The sequence below is a fragment of the Enterobacter sp. PP-008-ECC_S150 genome (assembly GCF_045257065.1).
Taxonomy (GTDB): Bacteria; Pseudomonadota; Gammaproteobacteria; order Enterobacterales; family Enterobacteriaceae; genus Enterobacter; species Enterobacter chengduensis.
Genome location: NZ_JBJHHG010000004.1, coordinates 82272 through 107588, shown reverse-complemented (window position 1 = coordinate 107588; position 25317 = coordinate 82272). Strand labels below are relative to the sequence as shown.

28 protein-coding genes are annotated in these 25317 nt (G+C 56.2%); 13 read left to right on the top strand and 15 right to left on the bottom strand.

Features of this window, described 5'->3' with window-relative positions; all coding sequences use genetic code 11:
- Window positions 1–94: 94 nt before the first annotated feature.
- On the bottom strand, window positions 95–1294 hold the full coding sequence (gene punC / locus ACJBF3_RS06615) for a purine nucleoside transporter PunC (RefSeq protein ID WP_045327109.1): 1200 nt from the start codon (window positions 1292–1294) through the stop codon (window positions 95–97).
- A 114-nt stretch (window positions 1295–1408) separates the two neighbouring features.
- Here punC and punR point away from each other — a divergent pair, with 114 nt between their 5' ends.
- Entirely contained in the window at window positions 1409–2320 is a 912-nt protein-coding gene (punR, locus tag ACJBF3_RS06610; RefSeq protein ID WP_047717837.1) for a DNA-binding transcriptional activator PunR, read from the top strand.
- A gap of 17 nt (window positions 2321–2337) precedes the next feature.
- Here the strand turns inward: punR and purR are convergent, their stop codons facing one another.
- Complete coding sequence (gene purR, locus ACJBF3_RS06605; protein ID WP_014883552.1) at window positions 2338–3363, bottom strand: HTH-type transcriptional repressor PurR; 1026 nt, start codon at window positions 3361–3363, stop codon at window positions 2338–2340.
- 297 nt (window positions 3364–3660) lie between these two features.
- Here purR and ACJBF3_RS06600 point away from each other — a divergent pair, with 297 nt between their 5' ends.
- Both ACJBF3_RS06600 and ACJBF3_RS06595 read left to right on the top strand, forming a co-directional pair.
- Window positions 3661–3750, top strand: a complete 90-nt coding sequence (locus ACJBF3_RS06600) for a YnhF family membrane protein (protein WP_008500596.1) — start codon at window positions 3661–3663, stop codon at window positions 3748–3750.
- 162 nt (window positions 3751–3912) lie between these two features.
- Window positions 3913–5079 (top strand): MFS transporter, encoded by a 1167-nt coding sequence (locus ACJBF3_RS06595; protein ID WP_045327111.1) that lies wholly within the window; start codon window positions 3913–3915, stop codon window positions 5077–5079.
- A gap of 38 nt (window positions 5080–5117) precedes the next feature.
- On the opposite strand, the gene sodB is transcribed toward ACJBF3_RS06595, so the two are convergent.
- Together sodB and ACJBF3_RS06585 are read right to left on the bottom strand one after the other, a co-directional pair.
- Window positions 5118–5699: a superoxide dismutase [Fe] gene (sodB, locus tag ACJBF3_RS06590; protein WP_045327112.1), complete on the bottom strand. Its 582-nt coding sequence runs from the start codon at window positions 5697–5699 to the stop codon at window positions 5118–5120.
- A gap of 122 nt (window positions 5700–5821) precedes the next feature.
- Window positions 5822–6595 (bottom strand): C40 family peptidase, encoded by a 774-nt coding sequence (locus tag ACJBF3_RS06585; RefSeq protein ID WP_045327113.1) that lies wholly within the window; start codon window positions 6593–6595, stop codon window positions 5822–5824.
- Between the two features lie 338 nt (window positions 6596–6933).
- Here ACJBF3_RS06585 and grxD point away from each other — a divergent pair, with 338 nt between their 5' ends.
- Window positions 6934–7281 carry a monothiol glutaredoxin 4 gene (gene grxD, locus ACJBF3_RS06580; protein WP_003832760.1) on the top strand — a complete coding sequence of 116 codons (348 nt, stop codon included), beginning with the start codon at window positions 6934–6936 and terminating at the stop codon, window positions 7279–7281.
- Between the two features lie 75 nt (window positions 7282–7356).
- Here the strand turns inward: grxD and rnt are convergent, their stop codons facing one another.
- From rnt to eptA, 5 genes are all read right to left on the bottom strand, one after another.
- Window positions 7357–8016 (bottom strand): ribonuclease T, encoded by a 660-nt coding sequence (rnt, locus tag ACJBF3_RS06575; RefSeq protein ID WP_045327114.1) that lies wholly within the window; start codon window positions 8014–8016, stop codon window positions 7357–7359.
- A gap of 95 nt (window positions 8017–8111) precedes the next feature.
- Window positions 8112–8519, bottom strand: coding sequence for a lactoylglutathione lyase (gene gloA / locus ACJBF3_RS06570; protein WP_032639989.1), 408 nt, complete (start codon window positions 8517–8519; stop codon window positions 8112–8114).
- 100 nt (window positions 8520–8619) lie between these two features.
- Window positions 8620–9717: an alkene reductase gene (locus ACJBF3_RS06565; RefSeq protein ID WP_045327115.1), complete on the bottom strand. Its 1098-nt coding sequence runs from the start codon at window positions 9715–9717 to the stop codon at window positions 8620–8622.
- A gap of 53 nt (window positions 9718–9770) precedes the next feature.
- Entirely contained in the window at window positions 9771–10370 is a 600-nt protein-coding gene (locus tag ACJBF3_RS06560) for a TetR/AcrR family transcriptional regulator (protein ID WP_045327116.1), read from the bottom strand.
- A gap of 41 nt (window positions 10371–10411) precedes the next feature.
- Entirely contained in the window at window positions 10412–12037 is a 1626-nt protein-coding gene (eptA, locus tag ACJBF3_RS06555) for a phosphoethanolamine transferase EptA (RefSeq protein ID WP_045327117.1), read from the bottom strand.
- A gap of 149 nt (window positions 12038–12186) precedes the next feature.
- Here eptA and ACJBF3_RS06550 point away from each other — a divergent pair, with 149 nt between their 5' ends.
- From ACJBF3_RS06550 to sodC, 3 genes are all read left to right on the top strand, one after another.
- On the top strand, window positions 12187–12426 hold the full coding sequence (locus tag ACJBF3_RS06550) for a DUF1289 domain-containing protein (protein WP_008500587.1): 240 nt from the start codon (window positions 12187–12189) through the stop codon (window positions 12424–12426).
- Between the two features lie 48 nt (window positions 12427–12474).
- A complete protein-coding gene (locus ACJBF3_RS06545) occupies window positions 12475–13371 on the top strand; it encodes an aldo/keto reductase family oxidoreductase (RefSeq protein ID WP_045327118.1) in 897 nt (298 codons plus the stop codon).
- 80 nt (window positions 13372–13451) lie between these two features.
- On the top strand, window positions 13452–13970 hold the full coding sequence (gene sodC, locus ACJBF3_RS06540) for a superoxide dismutase [Cu-Zn] SodC (protein WP_032651026.1): 519 nt from the start codon (window positions 13452–13454) through the stop codon (window positions 13968–13970).
- Here sodC and ACJBF3_RS06535 read toward each other — a convergent pair.
- The 3 genes from ACJBF3_RS06535 to ACJBF3_RS06525 are packed head-to-tail and all read right to left on the bottom strand — an operon-like array spanning window position 13949 to window position 17081.
- Complete coding sequence (locus ACJBF3_RS06535) at window positions 13949–15982, bottom strand: FUSC family protein (protein ID WP_045327119.1); 2034 nt, start codon at window positions 15980–15982, stop codon at window positions 13949–13951. The genes sodC and ACJBF3_RS06535 overlap by 22 nt on opposite strands.
- Window positions 15982–16842, bottom strand: coding sequence for an HlyD family secretion protein (locus ACJBF3_RS06530; RefSeq protein ID WP_045327134.1), 861 nt, complete (start codon window positions 16840–16842; stop codon window positions 15982–15984). Before ACJBF3_RS06530 ends, ACJBF3_RS06535 begins: the two co-directional genes overlap by 1 nt.
- Window positions 16843–16844: 2 nt before the next feature.
- Window positions 16845–17081 (bottom strand): DUF1656 domain-containing protein, encoded by a 237-nt coding sequence (locus tag ACJBF3_RS06525; protein WP_045327120.1) that lies wholly within the window; start codon window positions 17079–17081, stop codon window positions 16845–16847.
- Between the two features lie 186 nt (window positions 17082–17267).
- Between ACJBF3_RS06525 and slyA the strand changes: the two genes are divergently transcribed.
- A complete protein-coding gene (slyA, locus tag ACJBF3_RS06520) occupies window positions 17268–17708 on the top strand; it encodes a transcriptional regulator SlyA (protein WP_021241135.1) in 441 nt (146 codons plus the stop codon).
- Between the two features lie 37 nt (window positions 17709–17745).
- On the opposite strand, the gene ACJBF3_RS06515 is transcribed toward slyA, so the two are convergent.
- Together ACJBF3_RS06515 and slyB are read right to left on the bottom strand one after the other, a co-directional pair.
- A complete protein-coding gene (locus ACJBF3_RS06515; RefSeq protein WP_047717833.1) occupies window positions 17746–19107 on the bottom strand; it encodes a GGDEF domain-containing protein in 1362 nt (453 codons plus the stop codon).
- 203 nt (window positions 19108–19310) lie between these two features.
- Window positions 19311–19778, bottom strand: a complete 468-nt coding sequence (slyB, locus tag ACJBF3_RS06510) for an outer membrane lipoprotein SlyB (protein ID WP_045329125.1) — start codon at window positions 19776–19778, stop codon at window positions 19311–19313.
- 255 nt (window positions 19779–20033) lie between these two features.
- On the opposite strand from slyB, the gene anmK reads away from it, so the two are divergent.
- The 5 genes from anmK to pdxY all read left to right on the top strand — a co-directional run bounded on the left by anmK (window position 20034) and on the right by pdxY (window position 24617).
- Complete coding sequence (gene anmK, locus ACJBF3_RS06505) at window positions 20034–21158, top strand: anhydro-N-acetylmuramic acid kinase (RefSeq protein WP_045329124.1); 1125 nt, start codon at window positions 20034–20036, stop codon at window positions 21156–21158.
- Window positions 21159–21251: 93 nt separating this feature from the next.
- Window positions 21252–21575, top strand: coding sequence for a C-type lysozyme inhibitor (mliC, locus tag ACJBF3_RS06500; RefSeq protein WP_045329123.1), 324 nt, complete (start codon window positions 21252–21254; stop codon window positions 21573–21575).
- 57 nt (window positions 21576–21632) lie between these two features.
- On the top strand, window positions 21633–22289 hold the full coding sequence (pdxH, locus tag ACJBF3_RS06495; protein ID WP_032640017.1) for a pyridoxamine 5'-phosphate oxidase: 657 nt from the start codon (window positions 21633–21635) through the stop codon (window positions 22287–22289).
- Between the two features lie 125 nt (window positions 22290–22414).
- Window positions 22415–23689, top strand: coding sequence for a tyrosine--tRNA ligase (tyrS, locus tag ACJBF3_RS06490; protein ID WP_406544844.1), 1275 nt, complete (start codon window positions 22415–22417; stop codon window positions 23687–23689).
- Between the two features lie 67 nt (window positions 23690–23756).
- The gene (pdxY, locus tag ACJBF3_RS06485) at window positions 23757–24617 is read left to right on the top strand and encodes a pyridoxal kinase PdxY (protein WP_045329122.1); all 861 of its coding nucleotides are present in this window, start codon (window positions 23757–23759) and stop codon (window positions 24615–24617) included.
- Between the two features lie 77 nt (window positions 24618–24694).
- On the opposite strand, the gene gstA is transcribed toward pdxY, so the two are convergent.
- Complete coding sequence (gene gstA, locus ACJBF3_RS06480) at window positions 24695–25300, bottom strand: glutathione transferase GstA (protein WP_045329121.1); 606 nt, start codon at window positions 25298–25300, stop codon at window positions 24695–24697.
- Between the last annotated feature and the right edge of the window lie 17 nt (window positions 25301–25317).

Genomic DNA, 25317 nt, shown 5'->3' with positions numbered 1-25317 from the left:
CGAACCAAATTTAGTATAGGCCTCAAAATTTGGTGATTCAATAGAAAATTGTTAGCAACCTAATCACTGAAATGTAACATGATTTCTGGCGCAATCAGGCACGCGAGGTTTCTGCCTGCGTTCGCGCATTGTGCTCGCGCCGAGCGGCCGACTGCATGCGATAGCCCAAAACCGCCAGCGCAACGGTAACCAGCATCACGCTGGTGGTGGTTAATAGCGGCGTCGCAATCAGCGCGGAGACCACCAGGCTTGCCAGGAAGCACAGCCCCAGCTGCAGGGTATTTTGCAGCGCGGCGGCGCGGCCTGTCGCCTGCGGGAACGGACGTAACGCCTGTGCTACCACAATCGGGTAAATCGCGCCGTTCGCCACGGCCATCACGCAGAAGGGGATCAAAATTTCGGCCAGGCCTGCGCCCGGAATAAACCCGACGGCCCAGGTACCGATGACGCTCAGCGCATAGAGCACCAGCAGCCATGGCAGCATCTGCTGACCTTCCCATTTTTGCAGCGCCGCGCGGCAGCCGTACCCGCCGACCAGGAATGCGATGGTCTGCGGAACATAGCTCAGACCGATGGCCGCCGGGCTGTAGCCCATATCGTGCAGAATAAACGGCGAGCCGGTAAGCCACGCGAAGAAGCTGGCCGAACAGGCGGCATAGATCAGGACATTCCCGCGATACGCTTTGGCGCTCAGCAGGGAGGTGAAGGTGATCGGCTTCGCGTCGGCATGCACCTCTTTTTTATGCGCGGGCTTGAGGCCGAACGCCGGCAGCATCAGCACCAGGGTGATGGCAAACAGCGTGGCAAAGATCGCCTGCCAGTCGAAGTGCGCGAGGATCCAGCTGCCCAGCAGGGGAGCGAGGGCAGGTGAGAGACCTACCAGCGGCATAATGGTCGCGAAAATACGGTTGGTACGGTTTGCCGGATAGTAGTCGGTGACCAGCGCCTGCCAGGTCACCGCCGCGGCACAGACGCCCACGGCCTGAATGAAGCGCAGCACCAGAAGCCAGGTGGCGTCGCGCACCCACAGCATCCCCAGGCAGCCCACGGCAAAAATGGCCAGCCCCAGCAGCAGGACGGGTTTACGACCAAAGCGATCCGAGAGCGGTCCCCACAGCAGCTGGGCGAAGGCAAAACCGGCGAGGAATAAGCTCAGGCTGGCGCTGATGGCCGCGGCAGGGGTTTGCAGATCTTCCTGCATCGCGGCAAACGCCGGCAGGTACATGTCGGTGGCTAAAAAGCCCAGCACGCTTAAGCCGCCGAGCCAGACTAAAAATCCTTTCCTGGGTTGCATTCTTTTATTCTCCTGAGGAGGCAGGTGTACGTTGGCGCAGAGTGTAGGGAGTGCAAAGCGGCTTGTGAAACGCTAATATTTGGCGGGTGCATTCAAAATTTTTGCAGGCAGAAAATGTGGTCAGATTATTCTCTTGAAGTGGTCGATGCTGTTGCACGTAACGGCAGCTTTAGCGGTGCGGCGCAGGAGCTGCACCGCGTCCCTTCAGCCATCAGCTACACGGTGCGTCAGCTTGAGGAGTGGCTGGCGGTTCCGCTGTTTGAACGGCGGCATCGCGACGTGGAATTAACCCCCGCCGGGGCGTTGTTTTTGAAGGAAGGGCGTTCTGTTATCAAAAAAATGCAGATCACCCGCGAGCAGTGTCAGCAGATCGCCAACGGCTGGCGGGGACATCTCTCCATCGCGGTGGATAACATCGTGAAGCCGGAACGCACCCGGCAAATGATCGTCGATTTCTATCGTCATTTCTCTGACGTTGAGCTGCGGATCTCCCAGGAGGTGTTCAACGGCGTCTGGGATGCGCTGGCGGACGGCAGGGTGGAGATGGCGATTGGCGCCACGCAGGCGATCCCGGTCGGGGGACGTTACGCCTTCCGCGATATGGGGATGCTGAGCTGGAAATGCGTGGTGGCACGCGATCACCCGCTGGCGGCGATGGAAGGGCCGCTGAGCGACGATACGTTGCGCAACTGGCCGTCGCTGGTGCTGGAGGATACCTCCCGTTCATTGCCCAAGCGTATCACCTGGCTGCTGGACAACCAGCGGCGGGTGGTGGCTCCTGACTGGGAATCGTCGGCGACGTGCCTCAGCGCCGGGCTGTGCGTCGCGATGGTGCCCGTTCATTTTGCGCGTCCGCGCATTGATACCGGCGAGTGGGTGGCGCTGACGCTGGAGAATCCGTTCCCGGATGCGGCATGCTGCCTGACCTGGCAGCAAAATGATGTCTCGCCAGCGATGGCTTGGCTGCTGGATTATCTGGGCGACAGCGAAACGCTAAACCGGGAGTGGTTACGGGAGCCAGCATAGCTGGCCCCGTAAAGGGATTAGCGACGGTAGTCGCGGAACGGACCATCCGCAACGGAACGGCGTTCGATGAGGCGCGGGTGAACTTCAATGGACTGCGACTCTTCGCGTTTGTTGACGATCCTGTCCAGCAGCATGTTGAAGGCCGTTTCGCCCAGCGAATCTTTCGGCTGGTGAATGGTGGTCAGCGCCGGGGTAAAGAAGCGCGCGTTACGCACGTTATCATACCCGATCACGGAAATATCCTGCGGCACGCGCAGACCCAGCTCGTCGGCAGCGCAGAGCGCGCCCATGGCCATGATGTCGCCCCCGCAGAAAACGGCGGTTGGACGGTGCTGCTGGGAAACAATCTGCTGCATCGCGCGGTAGCCTGACTCCGGCTCAAAGTCGCCCTGCACGATCCAGTTTTCCGGCACGGTAATCAGCGCTTCTTCCATCGCTTTCATAAAGCCGGCCAGACGGCCCGCGCCGGTGTTGCGCTCCAGCGGACCCGGGATCACGCCAATTTCGCGGTGACCGCGTTCGATCAGATAACGGCCCGCCATATAGCCGCCTTCAAAGGCGTTGTCGATAACGGAGTCGGTGAAGTCCGCGCGCGCTTCACCCCAGTCCATCACCACCATCGGGATATGGCGATACTCTTCCAGCATCGACAGCACGGATTCCGGGTACTCGGAACACATCACCAGCAGGCCATCCACGCGCTTTTGCGCCATCATCGACAGGTAGGCGCGCTGTTTTTCAATGCTGTTCCACGCGTTGCCCAGAATCAGGGTATAGCCTTTCTGGAAGCAGTTTTTCTCTACCGCTTCAATGATCTCGGCAAAATAGGCCGCTTCACTGCTGGTCGCCAGCAAACCAATGGACTTGGTGTGATTAACCTTGAGGCTGCGCGCAACCGCACTTGGCGAATAGTGCAGCTCTTTGATCGCTGCCCAGACGGCGTTGCGCGTCTCTTCCGCCACAAAGCGGGTTTTGTTAATTACATGTGATACGGTTGTAGTGGAAACGTTTGCGCGTTTTGCTACGTCTTTAATTGTTGCCATTAAATGTCACTCCAGACCATATCCTAAACTCCTGAAAAACTTGAAGGTAAACGTTTGCCTTCTCTCACCCTTATCTCGCAATGTTGAATTGCGGCACGCCGGGAAAACGACACGGGACGTCAGGAGGGGGTCAATGGCCGGTACGCTAATAAATTTAGCGTGGAATTTTGTCCTATCTTGATGAAAAGGGGAAGAGGTAAAGTGGTTATCAGTATAAATCCAGGAAGATTTTTGACGTAATCTGTGCAAAAATGAGCAAGCTCACTTTTCGTGGGGGGATTAAAAGGAGAAAAATTGATGAGTTCCGATCTGAAGTTTTCGCTGTTCACCACCGTTGTTGTGCTGGCTCTGATTGTCGCGGCGGGTCTGACGGCTGCGCTGCACTGATTTACGCGGGGGGAGAGCCTTCTCCTCCCAGTTTCCCGGATTGTTACTTCTCTGGCAAAAATCTTTTGCCATTTTGTTAACTTCTCATTTTTTGTGATTGATGTCATGCTTTCCGCTTCTTTGTTCTGTGTCACCACATGACACGGCATCCGGAGTTGACGCATGAAAATCAATTTTCCCCTGCTGGCCCTGGCGATTGGCGCTTTTGGGATTGGCACCACTGAATTCTCCCCGATGGGGCTACTGCCCGTTATCGCCAGGGGCGTAGACGTTTCGATCCCTGCTGCAGGCATGTTAATCAGCGCCTACGCTATCGGCGTGATGGTCGGGGCGCCGCTGATGACGCTTCTGCTTTCGCACCGCGCGCGCCGCAATGCGCTGATTTTCCTGATGGCCATCTTCACCCTGGGCAACGTGCTTTCCGCTATTTCTCCGGACTACACCACGCTGATGCTGTCCCGCATTCTGACCAGCCTTAACCACGGCGCGTTCTTTGGGCTGGGGTCGGTTGTTGCGGCAAGCGTGGTGCCAAAACATAAGCAGGCCAGCGCCGTGGCCACCATGTTTATGGGGCTGACCATCGCGAACATTGGCGGGGTGCCTGCGGCAACCTGGCTGGGGGAAGCGATCGGCTGGCGGATGTCCTTCCTGGCGACGGCCGGACTGGGCGTGGTCGCGATGGTGGCGCTGTTCTTCTCCCTGCCGAAAGGCAGCGCGGGAGAACGCCCTGATGTGCGCAGAGAGCTGTCGGTGCTGATGCGCCCGCAGGTGCTCTCCGCGCTGCTCACCACCGTGCTGGGGGCAGGGGCGATGTTTACCCTTTACACCTATATTTCACCGGTCCTGCATGACATTACCCACGCAACGCCTCTCTTTGTTACCGCGATGCTGGTGCTGATTGGCGTGGGCTTCTCGATCGGCAACTTTCTCGGTGGGAAATTTGCCGACCGTTCCGTGAGCGGGACGCTGAAGGGCTTCTTAACCCTGCTGATTGTCATCATGATCGCGATTCCCTGGCTGGCGCGGAATGAAGTCGGCGCCGCGATCGCGATGGTTGTCTGGGGCGCAGCCACCTTTGCCGTGGTGCCGCCGCTGCAGATGCGCGTGATGCGCGTTGCGCATGAAGCGCCCGGGCTCTCATCTTCGGTTAATATCGGCGCCTTCAACCTGGGCAATGCGCTTGGGGCGGCGGCCGGCGGGGCCGTAATTTCAGGGGGGCTGGGGTACAGCTTTGTGCCGGTGATGGGGGCGATCGTTGCCGCGCTCGGCCTGCTGCTGGTGATGATGTCGGGTCGTAAACAGCCCGAAGCAGCCTGCGCTGCGGAATAAACCAAAAACGCAGAAGGGCGAACCCTTCTGCGTGTCTCTTACGCGGCGAAGTTCTTCGCCACAAACTCCCAGTTAACCAGTGCCCAGAAGTGCTCCAGGTAGTTAGGGCGCGCGTTGCGGTAATCAATGTAGTAAGCGTGTTCCCATACGTCCACGGTCATCAGCGGCTTCGCGCTGGTGGTCAGCGGGGTGCCCGCGTTTGAGGTGGAGACGATAGCCAGTTTGCCATCCGCCTCTTTAACCAGCCACGTCCAGCCAGAACCGAAGTTCTTGATGGCGGCATCGGTGAACTTCGCCTTGAAGTCCGCGAAGCTGCCAAAGGCGGCGTTGATGGCGGTAGCCAGCTCACCGGCTGGCTCGCCACCGGCGTTCGGCGCCAGGCAGTGCCAGTAGAAGGTATGGTTCCACACCTGAGCCGCGTTGTTGAATACGCCACCCTCTGAGCTGCGGACGATCTCTTCCAGCGTTTTGCCTTCAAAATCGGTGCCCTTGATCAGGTTGTTCAGGTTGGTGACGTACGTCTGGTGATGCTTGCCGTAATGGTATTCCAGGGTTTCCGCAGAGATGTGCGGGGCCAGGGCGTCTTTTGCATACGGTAGTGCAGGTAATTCGAACAACATTGCTTCTCTCCTTATTGTATTTTGTGTTGCCAATAACCACACAGACAACAAGGACAGGATAGCAAATTGAAAGGGTATGCAAAAGAGGAACTTACCCTGCCACGGGTGTGGCAGGGTAGGGGTTAGCGAATGGTTTTCGGCGTCATCACGCGACGCGCGCCGACGTAGTGGCGTACCCAGTAGTCTTCACTGAGCGAGGTGATCTGAATATCCTGGCCGCTGCGTGGAGACTGAATGAATTTCCCGTTGCCAACATAGACGCCGACGTGGTCAGCCGTGCCGCGGCCCTGCGTGCGGAAGAAGACCAGATCGCCGTTCTCCAGCTCGCCGCGGTCAACCGGTGAGGCATCGCGCAGGTGGTACATCTCGTTGGCCGTACGCGGAATGCGGAATTTGACCAGATCTTTATAGGCGTAATAGACGAGGCCGCTGCAGTCAAAACCGGTACGCGGTGAAGTGCCGCCCCAGTGATAAGGTTTGCCAATCTGCCCCATCAGCTTGTTCATTGCCGTTTTTTGCGCTTTCTGTACGCGCACTTTATGCACTTCCGCTATTTTAGTGACCTTCGTGCATTTCGCCTTGTGGCCTTTACGCGCGATGCATTTTTCAGTCACGAGGTTAGCGGCGGTTTGCGAAGCTTTGCTTTTGGCGGAGTGGGCTGTGCGGGAAGGTTTTGTTTTCGTCTTGCTGGAAGCGGTCTGTTTTGTCTGAGCCGGTGTTTTTTTCTTGTCGTTCTTAGCGGTGGTTTTTTTCTTACGTTCTGTGGCTTTCACCAGATGGCTTTTTTGTGCAGCAGAATGCCGCGCCTGCTGAGAGGCGTTTGCCACTGGCGTGAAGGTAAGTGAAGTAAACAGTAAAGCACAGAGCGTGATCGAGATTTTATTTATCCGCGCCACTGGGCAGTCCCCTGATAAATGCAGGTCATCAATAATACCCGCGTGTGATTTACAAAGCCCGTCGATTCTAATCTATAAAAAGCCAGAAAGTTAATAGCATTTTTCAATCTACAATCCTGTTTCGTTAGCAAGTGCAAAAAAATTCATCGTTCTGTCGCACATTTGCCCACTCCCTAAGCAAAACCCTTGCCGACGCAGGGGTAAACACCATTTGCAATGCAACTTTTCGCGACTCGGGGTAGAATGTATAAACGTGACAAAAATGTTATTTTCCGATGCCAGTCTGAACCGCTACAATGTCAGACGAATGCCGTAACAGAAGTTAAAGGAAGCAAGACATGAGCACCACTATTGAAAAAATCCAGCGCCAGATCGCTGAAAACCCGATTCTGCTGTATATGAAAGGTTCTCCGAAGCTGCCAAGCTGCGGCTTCTCCGCGCAAGCGGTTCAGGCGCTGTCAGCCTGTGGTGAGCGTTTTGCTTACGTTGATATCCTGCAGAACCCGGACATCCGCGCTGAGCTGCCTAAGTACGCTAACTGGCCGACGTTCCCACAGCTGTGGGTTGACGGCGAACTGGTTGGCGGCTGCGATATCCTGATTGAAATGTATCAGCGCGGCGAACTGCAGCAGCTGATCAAAGAGACGGCGGCGAAGTACAAAACCGAAGAGCCGGACGCAGAGTAATTTTCTGCGGAAATAAAAAAGCGACCCGCTATGTGGTCGCTTTTTTTTTGTCGGGTGGCGCTGCGCTTACCCGGCCTACGATTGGTGCTCGTCCTCATCACCCATCGGCAGCGGCCAGCCGCCAAGGCGCTTCCAGCGGTTGACGATTTCACAGAACAGCTCTGCGGTACGCTCCGTGTCATAGAGCGCGGAGTGCGCCTGCGTGCCGTCAAATTCAATGCCGGCCGTAATACAGGCCTTTGATAACACCGTTTGTCCCAGCGCCAGACCGCTCAGTGCGGCGGTGTCGAAGGTCACAAAAGGGTGGAAGGGGTTGCGCTTGAGCGAGGCGCGCTCGGCTGCGGCCATAGTAAAGGTGTGATCGAAGGTGGCGTTATGGGCCACCATGATGGCGCGGCTGCAGTTAGTCTCTTTCATGCCTTTACGCACCATTTTAAAGATGGCGTGCAGGGCATCATATTCACTGACCGCACCACGCAGCGGGTTATGCGGATCGATACCGTTAAACGCCAGCGCCTCTGGCTGCAGGTTTGCCCCTTCGAAAGGTTCAACGTGGAAATGCAGCGTGGTGTCCGGTGTAAGCCAGCCCTGTTCATCCATCTTCAGCGTGATGGCGGCAATTTCGAGCAGCGCATCGGTTTTAGCGTTAAATCCGGCTGTTTCTACATCAATGACAACGGGATAAAAACCACGAAAACGGTCGCACAGACCGCTAAATTGAGCGTTATCGGACATCAGGGTCTCTTACATGGGGAAAAAGCAGAGCGCATTATGGCAAATTTTGGCGGGTGATGCAGTAAAACTACGGGCGCAGATTGCGCCCTGAGGGATCAGTTGCCCAGACCGCGACCGGCGTCTTTGGCTTCAATCAGCTCGATTTTGTAACCGTCCGGATCTTCCACAAACGCAATCACGGTGGTGCCCCCTTTTACCGGGCCCGCTTCGCGCGTGACGTTACCGCCGTTGCTGCGAATGCGCTCACACGCGTCGGCCGCGTTATCCACTTCCAGCGCGATATGGCCATAGGCGGTACCCAGCTCATAGCTGTCTACGCCCCAGTTGTAGGTCAGCTCGATCACCGCTTCATCCGTTTCCGGGCCGTAACCCACAAATGCCAGCGAGTATTTGTATTCCGGGTTTTCGCTGGTGCGCAGCAGCTTCATGCCCAGGACGTTAGTGTAGAAATCAATCGAACGTTGCAGGTCGCCAACGCGCAGCATGGTGTGAAGTAGGCGCATAATATCCTCATTAACCAATGAAATAGACTGTCATTTTGAACAGAAACGATGTTTGAGTATAGCGGCGAAGTATCGCCGCTATCAATGAACAACGGAGAGATTACAGAGAAGGGTAGTCGGTGTAGCCTTCCGCGCCGCCGCCGTAGAAGCTTTCCGGGCGCTGCGGGTTCAGGGCCGCTTTTTTCTGCAGACGAGCAACCAGATCCGGGTTGGCAATGTAGTCGCGGCCAAACGCGACGGCATCGATCAGCCCTTTATTAATCAGGTCTTCGGCTTTCTCTGGCGTATAGGCACCTGCACCGATGATCACCCCATGGAAGCGCTCGCGCACTTTCTGGCGGAAGGCTTCAGTGTAAGGCTTACCGCCAGCCCAGTCCGGCTCGGACATGTGCAGGTAAGCGATGCCGCGTTTCGCCAGCTCTTCGATCAGGTACAGCGCATCGGCCTCTTCGTTCGGACCGTTGTCGACGTTCTGGAAAGAGCCGATAGGCGAGACGCGGATACCGATACGGTCCGGACTCCACTCCTGGCATACGGCATCAACCACTTCCAGCACCAGGCGGGCGCGGTTTTCAACGCTGCCGCCGTACTGGTCGGTGCGATGGTTAGACGACGGTGACAGGAACTGGTGCAGCAGGTAGCCGTGCGCGGAGTGCAGCTCAATCAGGTCAAAACCGGCTTCGCGGGCGTTGGCTACCGCCTGGCGGAAGTCGTTCACGATACCCGGGATTTCATCCAGCTCAAGCGCGCGCGGCATAGAGGTATCCACGCGGATCGCATTGCCGTTTTCATCGCGCAGGGAGGTACGGGTATTGGCGCTCAGGGCCGACGCGGAAACCGGTGCCTGTCCGCCAGGCTGAATGCTGCTGTGAGAGATGCGACCGGTGTGCCACAGCTGGACCGCAATGCGACCGTCTTCAGCATGGACGCCCGCGGTGATTTTCTGCCATGCGGCGATCTGTTCCGGGCTGTGAAGTCCCGGTGCACCCGCATAACCCTTAGCCTGAGCAGAAATCTGCGTGGCTTCGGTGATAATCAGGCCAGAGCTTGCGCGCTGACGATAGTATTCACCCATCAGTGGGGTTGGGATGTCGCCCGGCTCAATGCTGCGCAGGCGGGTTAGCGGAGCCATGAATACGCGGTTTGGCGCAGTAACGGCACCCACTTTCAATGGGGTAAATAATTTTTCAGCTGACATAAAGACTCCTGAGTAGACCAGTCGACTAGTAATAATGGAAATAAAAGCGCCGGCTACATGCCAGGCGCAGTAATTGTACTCTTCACATGCGCCAGCGCGCTTTCCAGCGGCACGGCACTGCGTGAAATTTTTGCCTGCAGGTTAGCGCCCAGCCAGAGCGCATATAACACCTGCGCCTGGGTTAACGGCTCGCCGGGAAAGGCCAGCGTTTTTTCATCGCGGCCTTTCTTCAGCGCCTGAGCCAGCAGGGCGATAACGCCGCTGGCGCCTTTCTCCATCGCCGTACGCATATCTTCAGAAAGATCGCACACTTCGGCAGACAGTTTGACGGTCAGGCAACCGCTGATAATGCCCTGCTGACAGAACTGGTTCAGCGTTTCCTGATAGTAGTTCAGAACACGATCCCGGTAGTTCCCTTGACCCGACGCAAAGTGGGTCGCCAGACGCTGGTGATAGCCCGCGTAATGACGCTCCAGCATCGCTACGCCGAAGGCCTCTTTGGACCGAAAGTAGTGATAAAACGACCCCTTCGGTACCTCAGCGGTTTTTAACAGCTCGCTCAAGCCCATACCGGTAAACCCGCGATGCATGCAAAGTCGCTCGCCGGTTGCCAGTAAATGTTCGCGGGTATCGTGTTCAGTATTTCTGCTCATGGCCGCACTTTAATAGACCGTTCGGTCTAATGCAAGCGAGTTTACTGACGACATGCGCTCAGTATGTCCAGCTGCGGTTGATAAACTGTTGATTTTACGTCCATCATACCTAAAACGGTTGAGAACAAATTATCCTGGGAAACCGCATTTTTTGCTGCATGGTCACGCAAACACTGCTCGTTTACGCCAAAGTTTTTCGCGTAGTCCGGTGACAGCCAGAACATAAACGGAATATGCGTTTGCTGCTCCGGCGCAAGCATGTAAGGGGTGCCGTGCAGATAAATACCGCTTTCACCCAGGGATTCACCGTGATCGGAGAGATAAATCAGCGCGGTGTTCATGCTTGCCTGGCGCGCTTTCAGGGCATCAATGGTTTTGCTGACCATGCTGTCGGTATACAGGATGGTGTTGTCATAGGTATTCAACAGCGCCTGATGATCGCAGTTCTGAATTTCATTGGTGTCGCAGGTTGGAGTGAACTTACGGAAGTTATCCGGGTAGCGGCGATAGTACGCCGGGCCGTGGCTCCCCATCAGGTGGATGACCAGCACCGTATCTTGCTTCACGCCATCCAGCACGTTGTCCAGACGGTAGAAGTTCACATCGTCAATACAGGATTTGTCTTTGCAGAACTGATCCAGATTCCACTGCGTCATGTCGGTATGCGGCACGCGATCGCAGGCACCTTTACAGCCGCCGTCGTTGTCGCGCCACAGCAGGTTGACACCCGCATGTTTGAGGACGTCGAGTAGCCCTTCCCGATGGTGAGCCAGGTCGGCATCGTATTTGCTGCGCGTCATGCCGGAGAACATGCAGGGAACGGAAACCGCGGTTTCGGTGCCGCACGAAGAGGCCTGCGGGAAGTTAATTACGTCCTGCTTTTTCAGCTCCGGATTGGTTTCACGATCGTAACCATTCAGGGAGTAGTTTGCCGCGCGAGAGGCTTCGCCAACGACAAGCACCAGAACAGTTTTCTTTTGTTGACCGGCAATCAGCGGCCCTTTATGGGCATCTTCACCAATGCGCACCAGCGTTTGATCGCCGGCAAACCAGCGCATTTTGCTGTACTTCACCACGGCGCTGACATAGTTCGCGGGGGTGACCATTTTGACGATGCTTTTGTTGTTGCGGAACAGCGACGCGTAATCTTTATAAAACAGGGCGGCAATCAGGATGATCACCAGCAGAGCGCCCAGCATCGCGGCGACGCGCGCCAGCAGCGCGTACCACCATTTTCCGCTACGAATGCGGGTGAGCGCCAGCACCACGGACGGAACCAGGCCCGCTACGGCAATCCACAGTATCATCTGCGGGGTCACCAGGGCGGCCGCCTCCTGAGAGTTGGTTTCGAACACGTTCACGATCATGTTCTGATCGATAACCGCGCCGTAGGTGTACATAAAATACGTCGCCGCGGCGCAGCCGAGGGTCAGGACGATCAGCAGCGGCTTGCGGAGATAGGGGATATTGAGCAGGCTAAAAACAATTACCCAGCCGCAAAACAGTACCAGCGGTACGGAGGCGGCAAAGAGGAAATCGTGCAGATGGGCTGGGGCGATAATGGCCCAGCTGCGCTGGATAAACAGCCCGTTAATTAGCGTAAAGAAGAAAGCACAGCCCAGGGTAAATTTTATGTCGTTACATTGTAACTTTTTGATAAACCACATCGATCCGTAAACCTGTTATTTTGATGATGGGCCGAGTATAGGGAGAGAAGATTAGTGAAACCTTAATGCCACAAATCTGTGGTATAGGCCTTGCACGACGCGCGTTTAGCGTCTTCACTGTAGGTGAGAGTGGCTATCTGGAGGTGAGTGTGGCAGAGCAGCTGGAGTTTTTCCCCATCCAGAGCCCGTGCCGGGGTATTTGTCAGGTGGATGAACGCGGATACTGCCGCGGGTGTATGCGCACCCGTGACGAGCGTTTCAACTGGCAAAACTTCAGCGACACGCAAAAGCAGGAGGTGTTACGCCTCTGCCGACAGCGTCTTTTGCGCAAAATACGCGCAAACAAAGCCGGTGAGACCGAAGAACCCCAGCAACCTTCACTTTTTTAACACGGTAATTGCGTATACTCATGACATTACGTCCTTGAGGAAAATGTTATGGTTCAGCGAATTACCCTTGCCCCCCAGGGGCCAGAATTCTCCCGTTTTGTGATGGGCTACTGGCGCCTGATGGACTGGAATATGTCCCCCCTCCAGCTGGCGAGCTTTATTGAAGAACATCTCGACTTAGGCATCACCACGGTCGATCATGCGGATATTTATGGCGGCTATCAGTGTGAAGCCGCCTTCGGCGAGGCGCTCAAGCTGGTTCCGGCGCTCCGTGACAGGATGGAAATCGTCACCAAGTGTGGTATTGCCACCACGGCAAAACCCGAGCACGCCCTCGGTCATTACATCACCGACAGCGCGCATATCATCAAGAGCGCCGAGCAGTCGCTGGTCAATCTGGCGACCGATCGTATCGACCTGCTGTTAATCCACCGTCCTGACCCGCTGATGGATGCCGATGAGGTTGCGGAAGCCTTTCTGAACCTGCACCAGAGCGGGAAAGTCCGTCACTTCGGCGTGTCTAACTTTACCCCGGCGCAGTTTGCGCTGCTTCAGTCACGCCTGCCGTTTACTCTGGCCACTAACCAGGTTGAAATCTCCCCGGTTCACCAGCCGCTGCTGCTGGACGGTACGCTCGACCAGCTGCAGCAGCTGCGCGTTCGCCCAATGGCCTGGTCGTGCCTCGGGGGCGGACGCCTGTTTAATGATGATGAATTCCAGCCGCTGCGTAACGAGCTGGAAGCCATCGCCCGCGAACTGAACGCCGAGAGCATCGAACAGGTGGTTTACGCGTGGATCCTGCGCCTGCCGTCAAAACCGCTGCCCATTATCGGTTCCGGTAAAATTGAACGCGTGCGTTCTGCGCTGGCCGCTGAAGAGCTGCAGATGACCCGCCAGCAGTGGTTCCGCATCCGCAAGGCCGCGCTGGGTTACGACGTGCCATAAACCGCCATAAGGTGACTTTCCGGTGAAATCTTTGCCCCTGGTATACACTTAAGGGGCAAAAAATAACCCGTGGAGGTCATATGAAGCGTTTTGCTCTGGCAATGGTTACGCTGGTTGTTTGCGCAGGGGCGCAGGCAGCCAGCGACGAAGTGGAAATGAATCTCGTCACCTCTCAGGGTGTGGGCCAGTCAATCGGTACGGTGAAAATTACGGAAACCGATAAAGGACTGGAGTTCGCCCCCAACCTTAAAGCACTCCCGCCCGGTGAGCATGGCTTCCATGTTCACGCCAAAGGCAGCTGTCAGCCCGCGTTAAAAGAGGGTAAAGCGTCGGCGGCGGAAGCGGCAGGAGGACATCTGGATCCCCAGCATACCGGCAAGCATGAGGGCCCGGACGGCATGGGGCATCTGGGCGATCTGCCTGTACTGGTGGTCAATAACGACGGTAAAGCCACCGATCCCGTCGTCGCGCCGCGTCTGAAAAAGCTCGATGAAGTGAAAGGTAAAGCGCTGATGATTCATGTCGGTGGCGACAATATGTCCGACCAGCCTAAACCGCTTGGCGGCGGCGGGGCGCGTTACGCCTGCGGCGTGATCTGATCCCCAATCGTGCCCGGCGGTGGGGCCTGCTCCAGCTGCGACAGCGAGCAGTGCAGCCGCCAGATTATCGAGGCTAAATCACGCGCTGCGGGGTGATGATGTCGTGCCAGGATATCGCAGATCCGCTGCAGTTCATTCAGCGTGGCGGCCAGCGGTCGCTGCTGGACACCGCGCTCGCTCATCACGTCGCGCAGCAGGGAGATGCAGACGTCACGCACCTGCGACAGCGGATCGGACCGCGTTTCCCATGCGCGCAGCTGCCAGACCACGTGCGAACAGTTCAGCAGCACCACGCCCCAGCGCAGCAGCCAGCGTCGGGAAAGGGCATCCTGGCTGTTATTGAGCTGGCTGACGTGGTGATACACCAGCGATTCATACTCGTTTTCACCCATATGCGGTTTACGGCTGAGCTGGTCGACAAACCCCCTGCGTAACTCCCGAATATGCCTGCGGCTTTTCCGCGCATCAGAGCCGGGACGCAGCACCGCAAAAGCCAGCCACGCCAGCCCCACGCCGAGGATCTTTGCCAGGTTGTCATTGAGAAAATCGGCATAATCGTAAACCGGCGGATTCGTCACCGAGATAAACGAGCCCATAAAGACAATCAGCTGTCCCCAAAGACCCGCGAGCTTTGGCATTTGCAGCTTCAGAAGCTGCATGGTGGTCAACAGCGGAAACAGAAACAGCAGGAACTGCCACAGATCGCTTATCTGCACCATCAGGCCAAACTTCACCACAAAGCTGAACAGCGAGAGCAGCACCAGCGTGCGCAGCAGAAGCGTAAGCGAGTTGAACGGCGAGGCCGCGACGGAGTAAAGCACGCAGCTGATGGCGGCAAGCGTCAGCGCCGCCGTACCGGACTCCCACTGCGTGGTGATGCTCCACGCGCCAACCAGCGTCAGCGCGCAAAAGGTACGAAAACCGCTCCACATCGCTTCCAGATAGTCGGTGTGCCGCGCGAGTGCCGGGCTGCCGGGGACGTTAAACTCCGTTATCGGACTGGCATTCTCGATCGCGTTAATCCAGCGGCTGCTGCGCAGGTATAACCGACAAAAGTAATTCAGGCGCTGCCAGAAGGCGCGATGACGGTAGTCGTACTCATCCACCGGGGCGAGCGGGGCGATGATCTTCGCGACGGTGTAGATATCCGCGTCCGGCCGGGCAAGCGCCGCGAGCAGCGCGTCAATCACGGCGCGGGTGTTTTTGGGCGGCGTCGGCCAGCTGAGCAGCATCCGGCGCAGGCTGGAGATGGCGCTGGTCATGCGGAGCTGCTGGTGCAGCAGGTAGTTAAGCAGGGTGTTCTGACGGCGAAAACGGTAATGGCTCCAGAACGCCTGAATGCGCAGCAGATTCGTGGTCAGGATCTGTCCGATAACCCTTTCATGCGCGAGGCGGATGTCGTCGTTGGTATCCGGCTGCCACAGCAGGCTCGCATGTTCCAGCAGCCGGGTATGCATGGTTTTCAGCGCGGTAATCAGCGCGGTGCCGTCGGAGGTGCTGGGCAGGACCATCATCATAAATCCGCCGCTGAGGATCCCGACAATGACTTCGCAGACGCGCGCCTGGGCAATATCCCACAGCTCGGTGGTGTCGAGCACGTTCACCACCGGGAAGGCAATAATGGCGGCGGTATAGCCCGCCAGCTGGAAAGCATAGGCGACGTTGTTGGTAAAATGGGCGCAGGCCCAGGTACAGCAGCCCAGCCATGCCGCCATGCTCAGCAGGAACATCCACGGATCGTTCAGCGTGTGTCCGGCGATAATTAACGCTGCGGTGGCCCCCAGCAGACTTCCCGCGATACGGCCCAGGCTTTTGCTGATTACCCCGCCAACGGTGGGGAAACTCACCACCGCCGCTGAGGTCAACGCCCAGTATGGTTGGTCCAGATTCAGATAATAGGCGACCGTCAGAGCAAGACACATCGCAATACCGTTACGCAGCGCGTAGCGCCACTGGGGACGCGTCGCCTTCATCCACGGCGTGTTTTGCCAGGAGGGCACCTGTAGCTTCATTAAAGGGTTCCGATTGAGACGGTACAGGTGGTGCCGGAGACCAGGGTGATGTCCTCCGGTAAACGGTCAAACTCCACGCGTACCGGAACGCGTTGAGCCAGTCGCACCCACGGCACGTTCGGCTTGATGTCCGGCACCAGCCCGGAATCCGTTTCCACGCTTTGATCGTAAATGGCGCGACCGATGCTGGATACGTGACCCTGTAACGTTTGCGAGCCGCTATAAAGCGTTATTGCGGCAGGCGAGCCAGCGCGAATATGGCGAAGCTTAGTCTCTTCAAAGTAGCCTACGACGTAGAAGGAGTGGCTGTCGACGAGGGCAAACACCGGCTGGCCGGTGGTGGCGTAGTTCCCCACACGGGCGGAGAGGTTGGTCACCCATCCGTCGACAGGGGCCGTAATCACGGTTTGGGTCAGCTGCCACTGCGCCTGCTTCAGGGTCGCCTCCGCCACGTTGACGTTCGCCTGCATGGCCTTGACGTTGATATTCGCGGTATCTAAATCTTCCGCTGAGATGTAGTTTTGCGACAGGTGGCGGCGGCGGTTGGCCTCGTTGTTGGCCTTTGCGAGGTCAGACTGGGCTTTGGCCAGCTGCGCCTGAGCGTTCAGAATGGCTATGTGGTAAGGGGTGTCGTCGATTCGGAATAACACCTCTCCCTTTTTGACGAACTGGTTATCCTTAACCAACAGCGTCGTGATACTTCCCGACACCTGAGGGGTAATGCTGACCTGTTCAGCGCGAACTTTGCCGTCACGCGTCCAGGGCGACTGCATATAAAAATTCCACATCCACCAGCCCGCAACCAGCGCGAGGGCAAGGACAAACAGGGTGGAAAAATACTTTAGCGTTTTCATGGATATATTCACCACACGGTCAAAACGGCAAGGCCCTGGCATACGGAAAGGGCAAACAGGGAGAGATCCATCAGCATGGGATGCCAGATTTCGCCGGAGTACATCCAGTCGCGAAGCAGGCGATGCGCGATGAGCCAGAGCATAAAGCCCACCAGAACGGCCTTAAACAGGGGAGGAAAGTAGACTGACGCACCGAAGATCAGGTCCTGAAGGGGTAAACCTTCTGAGTGATGAAAAAACGTCACGGGCAGAAATCCTTTGCAGTGAACAGAATGCCGCGTTGGCTTGTCTTAGTAGGATGAAGCATCACAATTCAGTGTAAGTCATACTTTAAAGTTCGATGAATGCAGTATTGCATTTGTTTTGGCAATACAAATGCTGCACACTATTCTAAAATCAGTATAATAACTTAGCAAGCTAATTATAAGGAGATGAAATTGGAATCGCCATTAGGTTCTGATCTGGCAAGGTTGGTACGCGTCTGGCGTGCTCTGATTGACCATCGCCTGAAACCTCTGGAACTCACCCAGACGCATTGGGTCACGCTGCACAACATTCATCAGCTGCCGCCCGATCAGTCGCAAATTCAGCTGGCAAAAGCGATAGGCATTGAGCAACCGTCGCTGGTGCGCACGCTTGACCAGCTGGAAGAGAAGGGGTTGATCTCGCGGCAGACCTGCGCCAGCGATCGCCGCGCCAAGCGGATTAAACTCACCGAGAAAGCGGCGCCTATTATCACGGAAATGGAAGCCGTGATTACTAAGACGCGCGGTGAAATCCTCTCAGGCGTGTCGCCAGCCGAGCTGGAAATGCTCATCAGCCTGATTGCTCGCCTTGAGCAAAACATCCACGAGCTGCAGTCGCGCGACTGACCAGACAACAGGGCCTTGCATCCGCAAGGCCTTTTTTCTATTTGAACACAACGACGCGGTTACGGCCGGTCTCTTTAGCTTCATACATCGCCTTATCCGCGCTTTCCACGCACTTTTCAGCGGTCACTGATGACGACGTTGCCGTAAACACCCCCATGCTGATGGTAATCGGCTCCGGCAGCTGGCCCCCGCTGCTGGTTTTATCAAAGCTGCTCAGCTTCAGCCGGATACGTTCCGCCACCTGGACTGCGGCGTCTGAAGAGGTATCGGCCAGCATCAGGACAAACTCTTCCCCGCCAATACGCGCCGCAATATCATGCGGGCGAACGGAATCCATCAGCAGATTGGCGACAAACTGCAGGACTTTGTCGCCCTGGAGATGGCCATAGTTGTCATTGATGCGCTTAAAGCGATCGAGATCGCTCACGATAACCGACACGGGGCGGCTTGGTTTAGCAACGTCCAGCGCCTGGTTCAATGATTCATAAAAATAGCTGCGGTTATAAAGGCGCGTAAGCGGATCGCGAATCGAATTTTGATATGACTGCTGATACTTTACATGCGAGTCGCGGTAAAGCCTGAAAACATCACAAAGCAGAACAAAAATAATGATCAGCGTCGCGACGGTTTCAAATAGCCGGGCACGATACCACGAGATATCTTCGGCATGTCCTCCTAATAGCAGCATCGACAGCGTGACGATATAGCAGAGACAGAGAAAATTACCGCTTGCCCAGAATAGGTTGCGCACGCGCGTAATAAACATCAGCGTTGCTAATGTCACCACCCAGAGCACAATCAATGAAATATTGATGCAGTGGCTCCAGAGAACCATAAATTGCCGCGTTTCATTATCAATCAGATCGAGGGATAAGAACGCAGAATGGCTGGAGTACATCCAGGCCACAATTAACATGCAGGCGGTAAAAAGAGAGGCGCTACTGACGATGGCGATATGCGCCAGGCGTGAAAGAGGCTGATTGCGAATGGGGAAGAGTAATGCGGAAGCGATTATCAACAGCGCCATTAAGATGTGGCGGAACATATAGTAGATCATCGCATCGTTGTAGTTCACGACGTTGAACTGGTAGAGGTCCAGCCAGGCGGGAAAGCTGGAGAGCGTTCCGACCATCAGCAATGCCGAACCGGCAAAGGCAAAGGCTATTGGGACCAGGTACAGCCGCTTCTTATCACACCAGTATTTCATCCCCATAAAACAGGCAATAAACAGATGAAAGACAAGCAGGAAAATGGTGAGCGTGGGGAACAAAAGCGGCGAGAAGGAGGGAACCCATTCAACCACTTTTGAAAATAGCGCTTGTAATATTCCGATGACAATAAGGCAACCGAAACAGAATGAGAGATAACGACTTTTTGCAGATTGACTATTCGCAAGCATATAAATTTTTTTAAATAATTAAAAAGGAATTAAGGTAAGGTACTTGCGAAGAGTTTAACCAATTAATTCAATAAATACTTTGCGCAGAAACAATATCCAGCCTGAAAGATAATTGGTGGGGTGAATGTATTTTGTAAATATATTTATTTAAGTTATGTATATTGTAAATGGATGTGGCCCGTTGACCACATCCATTTTTTTAATTAACGCGGGGAGACGGTCACCTGGCGTCCGTTGCTCGCCAGCACAACGCGCTGGCCTGCAGAGAAGCGGGTGCTGCCCTGTTTCTGAACAACCATGATCGTACTGCCGTCGTCCTTACGAATTTCAAGCTCTACGCCCTGGGTTTTGTTCATCGCCCCCTGAACGCCCTGGCCTGCTACACCACCCGCCACAGCGCCCGCTGCGGTTGCCAGAGAACGGCCTGCGCCACCGCCGACGGTATTCCCCAGGAAACCACCCAGCACGGCACCGCCGATTGCGCCCATCACGTTGCTATCATCACCTCCCTGAATCTGTACAGGGCGCGCGTTAACAACGGTACCGTAAGTCACGTTCTGAACCTGTTTCGCTTCAGAAGCGCTGTAAACGTCGCCGGACAGTGAACTGTCATTCACACAGCCAGCCAGAGTTAAACCAATCAGCGAAACGCCCAGTACACGTAAAATCATTTGAATCTCCTGTTCACCAAAAACGCCCGATTGAGGGCATCCGTTATGGCTAAATTATATGGCATAACACGCCATCGTTCATATCTTTGCACTAACAATAGGAAAATTGTACTTGAATTTGACTTAACGAGACATAAACAGGGGCTGCCTGTGTTACCCGCCTGACATTGTTAAAAAATATTATTGCCGGATGGCAAAGCTGCGCCGTTTATGGTTGAGTGGATAGCCTTAGCCCACGCAACGTAAGGAAAGCGCATGAAATCGGGTCGCTACATTGGTGTGATGTCGGGCACCAGTCTGGATGGGGTAGATGTCGTTCTGGCCGCCATTGACGAGAACATGGTGGCACAGCAGGCGAGCCTGACCTGGCCAATCCCCCTTTCGCTCAAAGAGGATATTCTGAGTATCTGTCAGGGGCAGCAGCTGACCCTCTCCCAGCTTGGACAACTTGATGTTCGCCTGGGGGCGCTTTTTGCGGATGCGGTGCAGGCGTTGATGCAAAAAGAACACCTTCGCCCGCAGGATGTGGTGGCCATCGGGTGTCACGGCCAGACGGTCTGGCATGAGCCCGGCGGAGAAGCCCCGCATACCCTGCAAATCGGCGATAACAACCAGATTGTGGCGAAGACGGGCGTCACGGTAGTCGGCGATTTTCGTCGTCGCGATATCGCTCTTGGCGGGCAGGGCGCGCCGCTGGTGCCCGCGTTTCACCAGGCGTTACTGGCGCACCCGTCAGAGCGGCGTATGGTGCTGAACATTGGCGGCATCGCTAATCTGTCAATGCTCATCCCGGGACAGCCGGTCCGCGGCTACGATACCGGCCCGGGCAATATGCTAATGGATGCCTGGATCTGGCGTCAGTGCGGCCAACCGTATGACAAAAACGCGGAGTGGGCGTGCGGGGGAAAAGTCATTCTGCCGCTGCTGCAGTCCATGCTGAGCGATCCCTATTTTGCCTTACCGGCACCGAAAAGCACGGGGCGTGAATACTTCAACTTTGGCTGGCTTGAGCGCCAGCTGGCGTCATTCCCGGCGCTTGCGCCGCAGGATGTCCAGGCGACGCTTGCCGAGCTCACGGCCGTGTCGATCTCCGAGCAGGTGCTTCTCAGCGGCGGATGCGAACGCCTGCTGGTGTGCGGTGGCGGAAGCCGCAATCCGCTGGTGATGGCGCGTCTTGCCGGGCTACTGCCGGGCACCGAAGTGTCGACGACCGATGAGGCCGGCATCAGCGGTGATGATATGGAAGCGCTGGCCTTCGCCTGGCTTGCCTGGCGCACGATTGCCGGCCTGCCGGGAAACTTACCGTCCGTAACGGGTGCGCGCGAGGCGAGCGTCCTTGGGGCGATTTTCCCGGCAAATCCTCGGCATAATCAGAGTTAACTGAAATTCAGCGCGGCGCGTCGACGTTAGAATGGGACGAAACAGGGGGGCAGCCATGCCCTCCAGGACCAGGAAAGTCTTCGGAATACGCCCATGAAAAAACTTCTTCTTATTGCCGCCCCTTTGTTGCTGTCAGGATGCAGCGTCTACAACCAGCTTGTTGAGCGCATGCAGACCGATACGCTGTCTTATCGCTGCGACGAGAAACCGCTGACCGTAAAGCTGAATAATCCTCGCCAGGAAGCCAGCTTTGTTTACGACAACAAATTGCTGACGCTGAAGCAGGGCATGTCGGCCTCGGGCGCACGCTACACCGACGGTATCTATGTCTTCTGGTCGAAAGGCGACAGCGCTACGGTCTACAAACGCGACCGCATTGTGCTGAACAATTGCCAGCTCGAAAATCCGAAGCGTTGAGATTTTTACAGGGGCGGCGCACAATAGCGCCACCCACTCTCAACGTCAGCTAACGCCATGTCAGATAACGACGAACTGCAGCAAATTGCGCATCTGCGCCGTGAATACACCAAAGGCGGCCTGCGTCGCCAGGATCTTCCCGCTGAACCCCTCGTGCTTTTTGAACGCTGGCTGAAACAGGCCTGTGAAGCAAAACTCGCCGACCCAACGGCCATGGTCGTCGCCACGGTAGATGAAAACGGTCAACCCTATCAGCGCATCGTCTTGCTCAAGCATTATGACGAGAAAGGGCTGGTGTTCTATACCAACCTCGGCAGCCGCAAGGCGCACCATCTGGAAAACAATCCGCGCATCAGCCTGCTGTTCCCCTGGCACATGCTGGAACGTCAGGTCATGGTCACCGGCAAGGCGGAACGTCTCTCGACGCTGGAAGTGGTGAAGTATTTCCACAGCCGCCCGCGTGACAGCCAGATTGGCGCCTGGGTCTCTAAACAGTCCAGCCGAATTTCTGCGCGCGGCGTGCTGGAAAGTAAATTCCTCGAGCTGAAACAGAAGTTCCAGCAGGGCGAAATTCCGCTGCCAAGCTTCTGGGGCGGTTTCCGTATCCCGATTGAGCAAATAGAGTTCTGGCAGGGGGGCGAACATCGCCTGCACGACCGCTTTTTATACCAGCGCGAGGATAGCGGCTGGAAAATCGACAGACTGGCGCCGTAATCCCCGAAATTTGTTGATTTAAGCGCTAGCGCACGCCGCGCTAGCGCTTTATTCTATGGTCCTTTCGCATCAGGCGAAAAGTCGTGTACCGGCAAAGGTGCAGTCGTTTATACATGGAGAATTTGATGGCAAGCAGTAACTTGATTAAACAATTGCAAGAGCGGGGCCTCGTGGCCCAGGTGACGGACGAGGAAGCGTTAGCAGAGCGACTGGCGCAAGGCCCGATCGCGCTCTATTGCGGCTTCGATCCCACCGCTGACAGCTTGCATTTGGGGCATCTTGTTCCATTGTTATGCCTGAAACGCTTCCAGATGGCGGGCCATAAGCCTGTTGCTCTGGTAGGCGGCGCGACCGGTCTGATTGGCGATCCAAGCTTTAAAGCCGCTGAGCGTAAGCTGAATACCGAAGATACCGTGCAGGAGTGGGTGGATAAGATCCGCAAACAGGTTGCACCGTTCCTCGACTTCGACTGTGGCGATAACGCTGCAATTGCCGCGAACAACTACGACTGGTTTGGCAGCATGAACGTGCTGACCTTCCTGCGCGATATCGGCAAGCACTTCTCTGTTAACCAGATGATTAACAAAGAGGCCGTTAAGCAGCGTCTGAACCGTGACGACCAGGGGATCTCCTTTACCGAGTTCTCCTACAACCTGCTGCAGGGGTATGACTTTGCCTGCCTGAACAAACTGCACGGCGTTTCCCTGCAGATTGGCGGTTCTGACCAGTGGGGTAACATCACCTCCGGTATCGACCTGACCCGTCGTCTGCATCAGAATCAGGTCTTCGGTCTGACCGTTCCGCTGATCACCAAAGCTGACGGCACCAAATTTGGTAAGACGGAAGGCGGTGCGGTATGGCTCGATCCGAAGAAAACCAGCCCGTATAAATTCTACCAGTTCTGGATCAACACGGCGGACGCCGATGTTTACCGCTTCCTGAAGTTCTTCACCTTCATGGATATTGCAGACATCAATGCGCTGGAAGAAGAAGACAAGAACAGCGGTAAAGCGCCGCGCGCCCAGTATGTGCTGGCGGACGATGTGACCAAACTGGTTCACGGCGAAGAAGGTCTGGCCGCGGCAAAACGCATTACCGCAAGCCTGTTCAACGGTACCCTGAGCGATCTGAGCGAAGCGGACTTCGAACAGCTGGCGCAGGACGGCGTGCCGATGGTTGAGATGGAAAAAGGGGCTGACCTGATGCAGGCGCTGGTGGACTCCGAGCTCCAGCCATCCCGCGGTCAGGCGCGTAAAACGATTGCGTCTAACGCGATCACCATCAACGGTGAAAAACAGGCCGACCCGGAATACACCTTCGTTGACGGCGATCGTCTGTATGGCCGCTACACGCTGCTGCGTCGCGGCAAGAAAAACTACTGCCTTGTCTGCTGGAAGTAATTAACAGTCTCCAGGGGCGTGGGAAACCACGCCCCTTTTTGTTTTTTCAGGGTTTGGTAAGAAAAAAATGAAGAACATCCTCGCCATTCAGTCCCACGTTGTTTTTGGACACGCTGGCAACAGCGCCGCGGAATTTCCGATGCGTCGCCTCGGCGTCAACGTCTGGCCCCTCAATACCGTGCAGTTTTCCAACCACACGCAGTACGGCAAATGGACCGGCTGCGTGATGCCGCCTTCGCACCTTACCGAGGTTGTGCAGGGCATTGCGGAGATCGACCAGCTCAGGCGCTGTGATGCCGTCCTGAGCGGTTATCTCGGCTCGGCGGAGCAGGGGGAGCATATCCTCGGCATCGTGCGCCAGGTGAAAGCGGCAAACCCGGCGGCAAAATACTTCTGCGACCCCGTCATGGGCCATCCGGAGAAAGGCTGTATCGTGGCGCCCGGCGTCGCAGAGTTTCACGTCCGCCACGCGCTGCCCGCCAGCGATATCATTGCGCCAAACCTTGTTGAGCTGGAGATCCTCTGCGAGCATCCGGTTAACAGCGTAGATGAGGCGGTAAGCGCGTCTCGCGAGCTGATCGCTCAGGGGCCTGAGGTTGTCCTGGTAAAACATCTCGCGCGCGCAGGGCTCAGCCAGGACCGTTTTGAGATGCTGCTGGTGACGAAAGATGACGCCTGGCATATCAGCCGTCCGCTGGTGGATTTCGGACTTCGCCAGCCGGTTGGCGTGGGGGATGTGACCAGCGGGCTTCTGCTGGTGAAATTGCTGCAGGGCGCAACGGTGAGAGACGCGCTGGAGCATGTTACCGCCGCGGTGTACGAAATCATGATTGCGACGAAAGAGATGCAGGAATACGAGCTTCAGGTGGTCGCGGCGCAGGATCGTATCGCGAAGCCGGAGCACTATTTTAGCGCAACGCAGCTATAAACGATGCCGGGTGGCGCTGCGCTTACCCGGCCTACAAAACCCGTAGGCCCGTGCAAGCGAAGCGCCGCCGGGCGATATTAGTTAAGACCTTCCGCTTTCAGCGCCGCGGCCACCGCAGGACGCTCCGCCACGCGCTTCATATACGATGCGATGTGGTCTAACCCTTCCAGATTCAGCTTAACCGCGCGCGCCCAGCGCAGAACGGTAAACAGGTATGCGTCGGCAATCGTAAAGCGCGAACCGCCAATCCACTGTTCATCTTTCAGCGACTCGTTAACGTACTGCAGCTTTTTCTCAAGCAGCGCGCGCAGGGTCGGTTTGAACTCTTCTGGCGTATCCGGGCGGAACAGCGGCGTAAAGCCTTTGTGCAGTTCGGTCGCAATGTAGTTCAGCCATTCCAGCGTCTTGTAGCGAGAAACGGTACTGACCGGCGCCAGCAGCTGGCGATCCGGTACGCTATCGGCCAGGAACTGCATAATCGCCACGCCTTCGGTCAGCAGAGTACCGTCATCCAGCAGGAGCGCCGGAACTTGTCCCTTGGGGTTAATAGCAAGAAAATCATCGCCATTTTCCAGACGCTTTTTCATCAGATCAACGCCATCCAGCGTGAAATCCTTGCCGCTCTCGCGCAGGGTGATGTGGGAAGCAAGAGAGCACGCGCCCGGCTTGTAGAACAGTTTCATCGGTAACTCCTTTTTGC

Bases quoted from the DNA above. Each gene is read 5' to 3' on its own strand.
- rnt (WP_045327114.1), bottom strand. From the start codon at position 8,016: ATGTCCGATAACGCTCAATTTAGCGGTCTGTGCGACCGTTTTCGTGGT.
- slyB (WP_045329125.1), bottom strand. From the start codon at position 19,778: ATGATTTTACGTGTACTGGGCGTTTCGCTGATTGGTTTAACTCTGGCT.
- punC (WP_045327109.1), bottom strand. From the start codon at position 1,294: ATGCAACCCAGGAAAGGATTTTTAGTCTGGCTCGGCGGCTTAAGCGTG.
- punR (WP_047717837.1), top strand. From the start codon at position 1,409: ATGTGGTCAGATTATTCTCTTGAAGTGGTCGATGCTGTTGCACGTAAC.
- pdxY (WP_045329122.1), top strand. From the start codon at position 23,757: ATGAAGAACATCCTCGCCATTCAGTCCCACGTTGTTTTTGGACACGCT.
- ACJBF3_RS06595 (WP_045327111.1), top strand. From the start codon at position 3,913: ATGAAAATCAATTTTCCCCTGCTGGCCCTGGCGATTGGCGCTTTTGGG.
- anmK (WP_045329124.1), top strand. From the start codon at position 20,034: ATGAAATCGGGTCGCTACATTGGTGTGATGTCGGGCACCAGTCTGGAT.
- sodB (WP_045327112.1), bottom strand. From the start codon at position 5,699: ATGTTGTTCGAATTACCTGCACTACCGTATGCAAAAGACGCCCTGGCC.
- ACJBF3_RS06565 (WP_045327115.1), bottom strand. From the start codon at position 9,717: ATGTCAGCTGAAAAATTATTTACCCCATTGAAAGTGGGTGCCGTTACT.
- mliC (WP_045329123.1), top strand. From the start codon at position 21,252: ATGAAAAAACTTCTTCTTATTGCCGCCCCTTTGTTGCTGTCAGGATGC.
- sodC (WP_032651026.1), top strand. From the start codon at position 13,452: ATGAAGCGTTTTGCTCTGGCAATGGTTACGCTGGTTGTTTGCGCAGGG.
- ACJBF3_RS06515 (WP_047717833.1), bottom strand. From the start codon at position 19,107: ATGCTTGCGAATAGTCAATCTGCAAAAAGTCGTTATCTCTCATTCTGT.
- slyA (WP_021241135.1), top strand. From the start codon at position 17,268: ATGAAATTGGAATCGCCATTAGGTTCTGATCTGGCAAGGTTGGTACGC.
- ACJBF3_RS06535 (WP_045327119.1), bottom strand. From the start codon at position 15,982: ATGAAGCTACAGGTGCCCTCCTGGCAAAACACGCCGTGGATGAAGGCG.
- eptA (WP_045327117.1), bottom strand. From the start codon at position 12,037: ATGTGGTTTATCAAAAAGTTACAATGTAACGACATAAAATTTACCCTG.
- grxD (WP_003832760.1), top strand. From the start codon at position 6,934: ATGAGCACCACTATTGAAAAAATCCAGCGCCAGATCGCTGAAAACCCG.
- pdxH (WP_032640017.1), top strand. From the start codon at position 21,633: ATGTCAGATAACGACGAACTGCAGCAAATTGCGCATCTGCGCCGTGAA.
- tyrS (WP_406544844.1), top strand. From the start codon at position 22,415: ATGGCAAGCAGTAACTTGATTAAACAATTGCAAGAGCGGGGCCTCGTG.
- gstA (WP_045329121.1), bottom strand. From the start codon at position 25,300: ATGAAACTGTTCTACAAGCCGGGCGCGTGCTCTCTTGCTTCCCACATC.
- purR (WP_014883552.1), bottom strand. From the start codon at position 3,363: ATGGCAACAATTAAAGACGTAGCAAAACGCGCAAACGTTTCCACTACA.
- ACJBF3_RS06560 (WP_045327116.1), bottom strand. From the start codon at position 10,370: ATGAGCAGAAATACTGAACACGATACCCGCGAACATTTACTGGCAACC.
- ACJBF3_RS06545 (WP_045327118.1), top strand. From the start codon at position 12,475: ATGGTTCAGCGAATTACCCTTGCCCCCCAGGGGCCAGAATTCTCCCGT.
- ACJBF3_RS06600 (WP_008500596.1), top strand. From the start codon at position 3,661: ATGAGTTCCGATCTGAAGTTTTCGCTGTTCACCACCGTTGTTGTGCTG.
- gloA (WP_032639989.1), bottom strand. From the start codon at position 8,519: ATGCGCCTACTTCACACCATGCTGCGCGTTGGCGACCTGCAACGTTCG.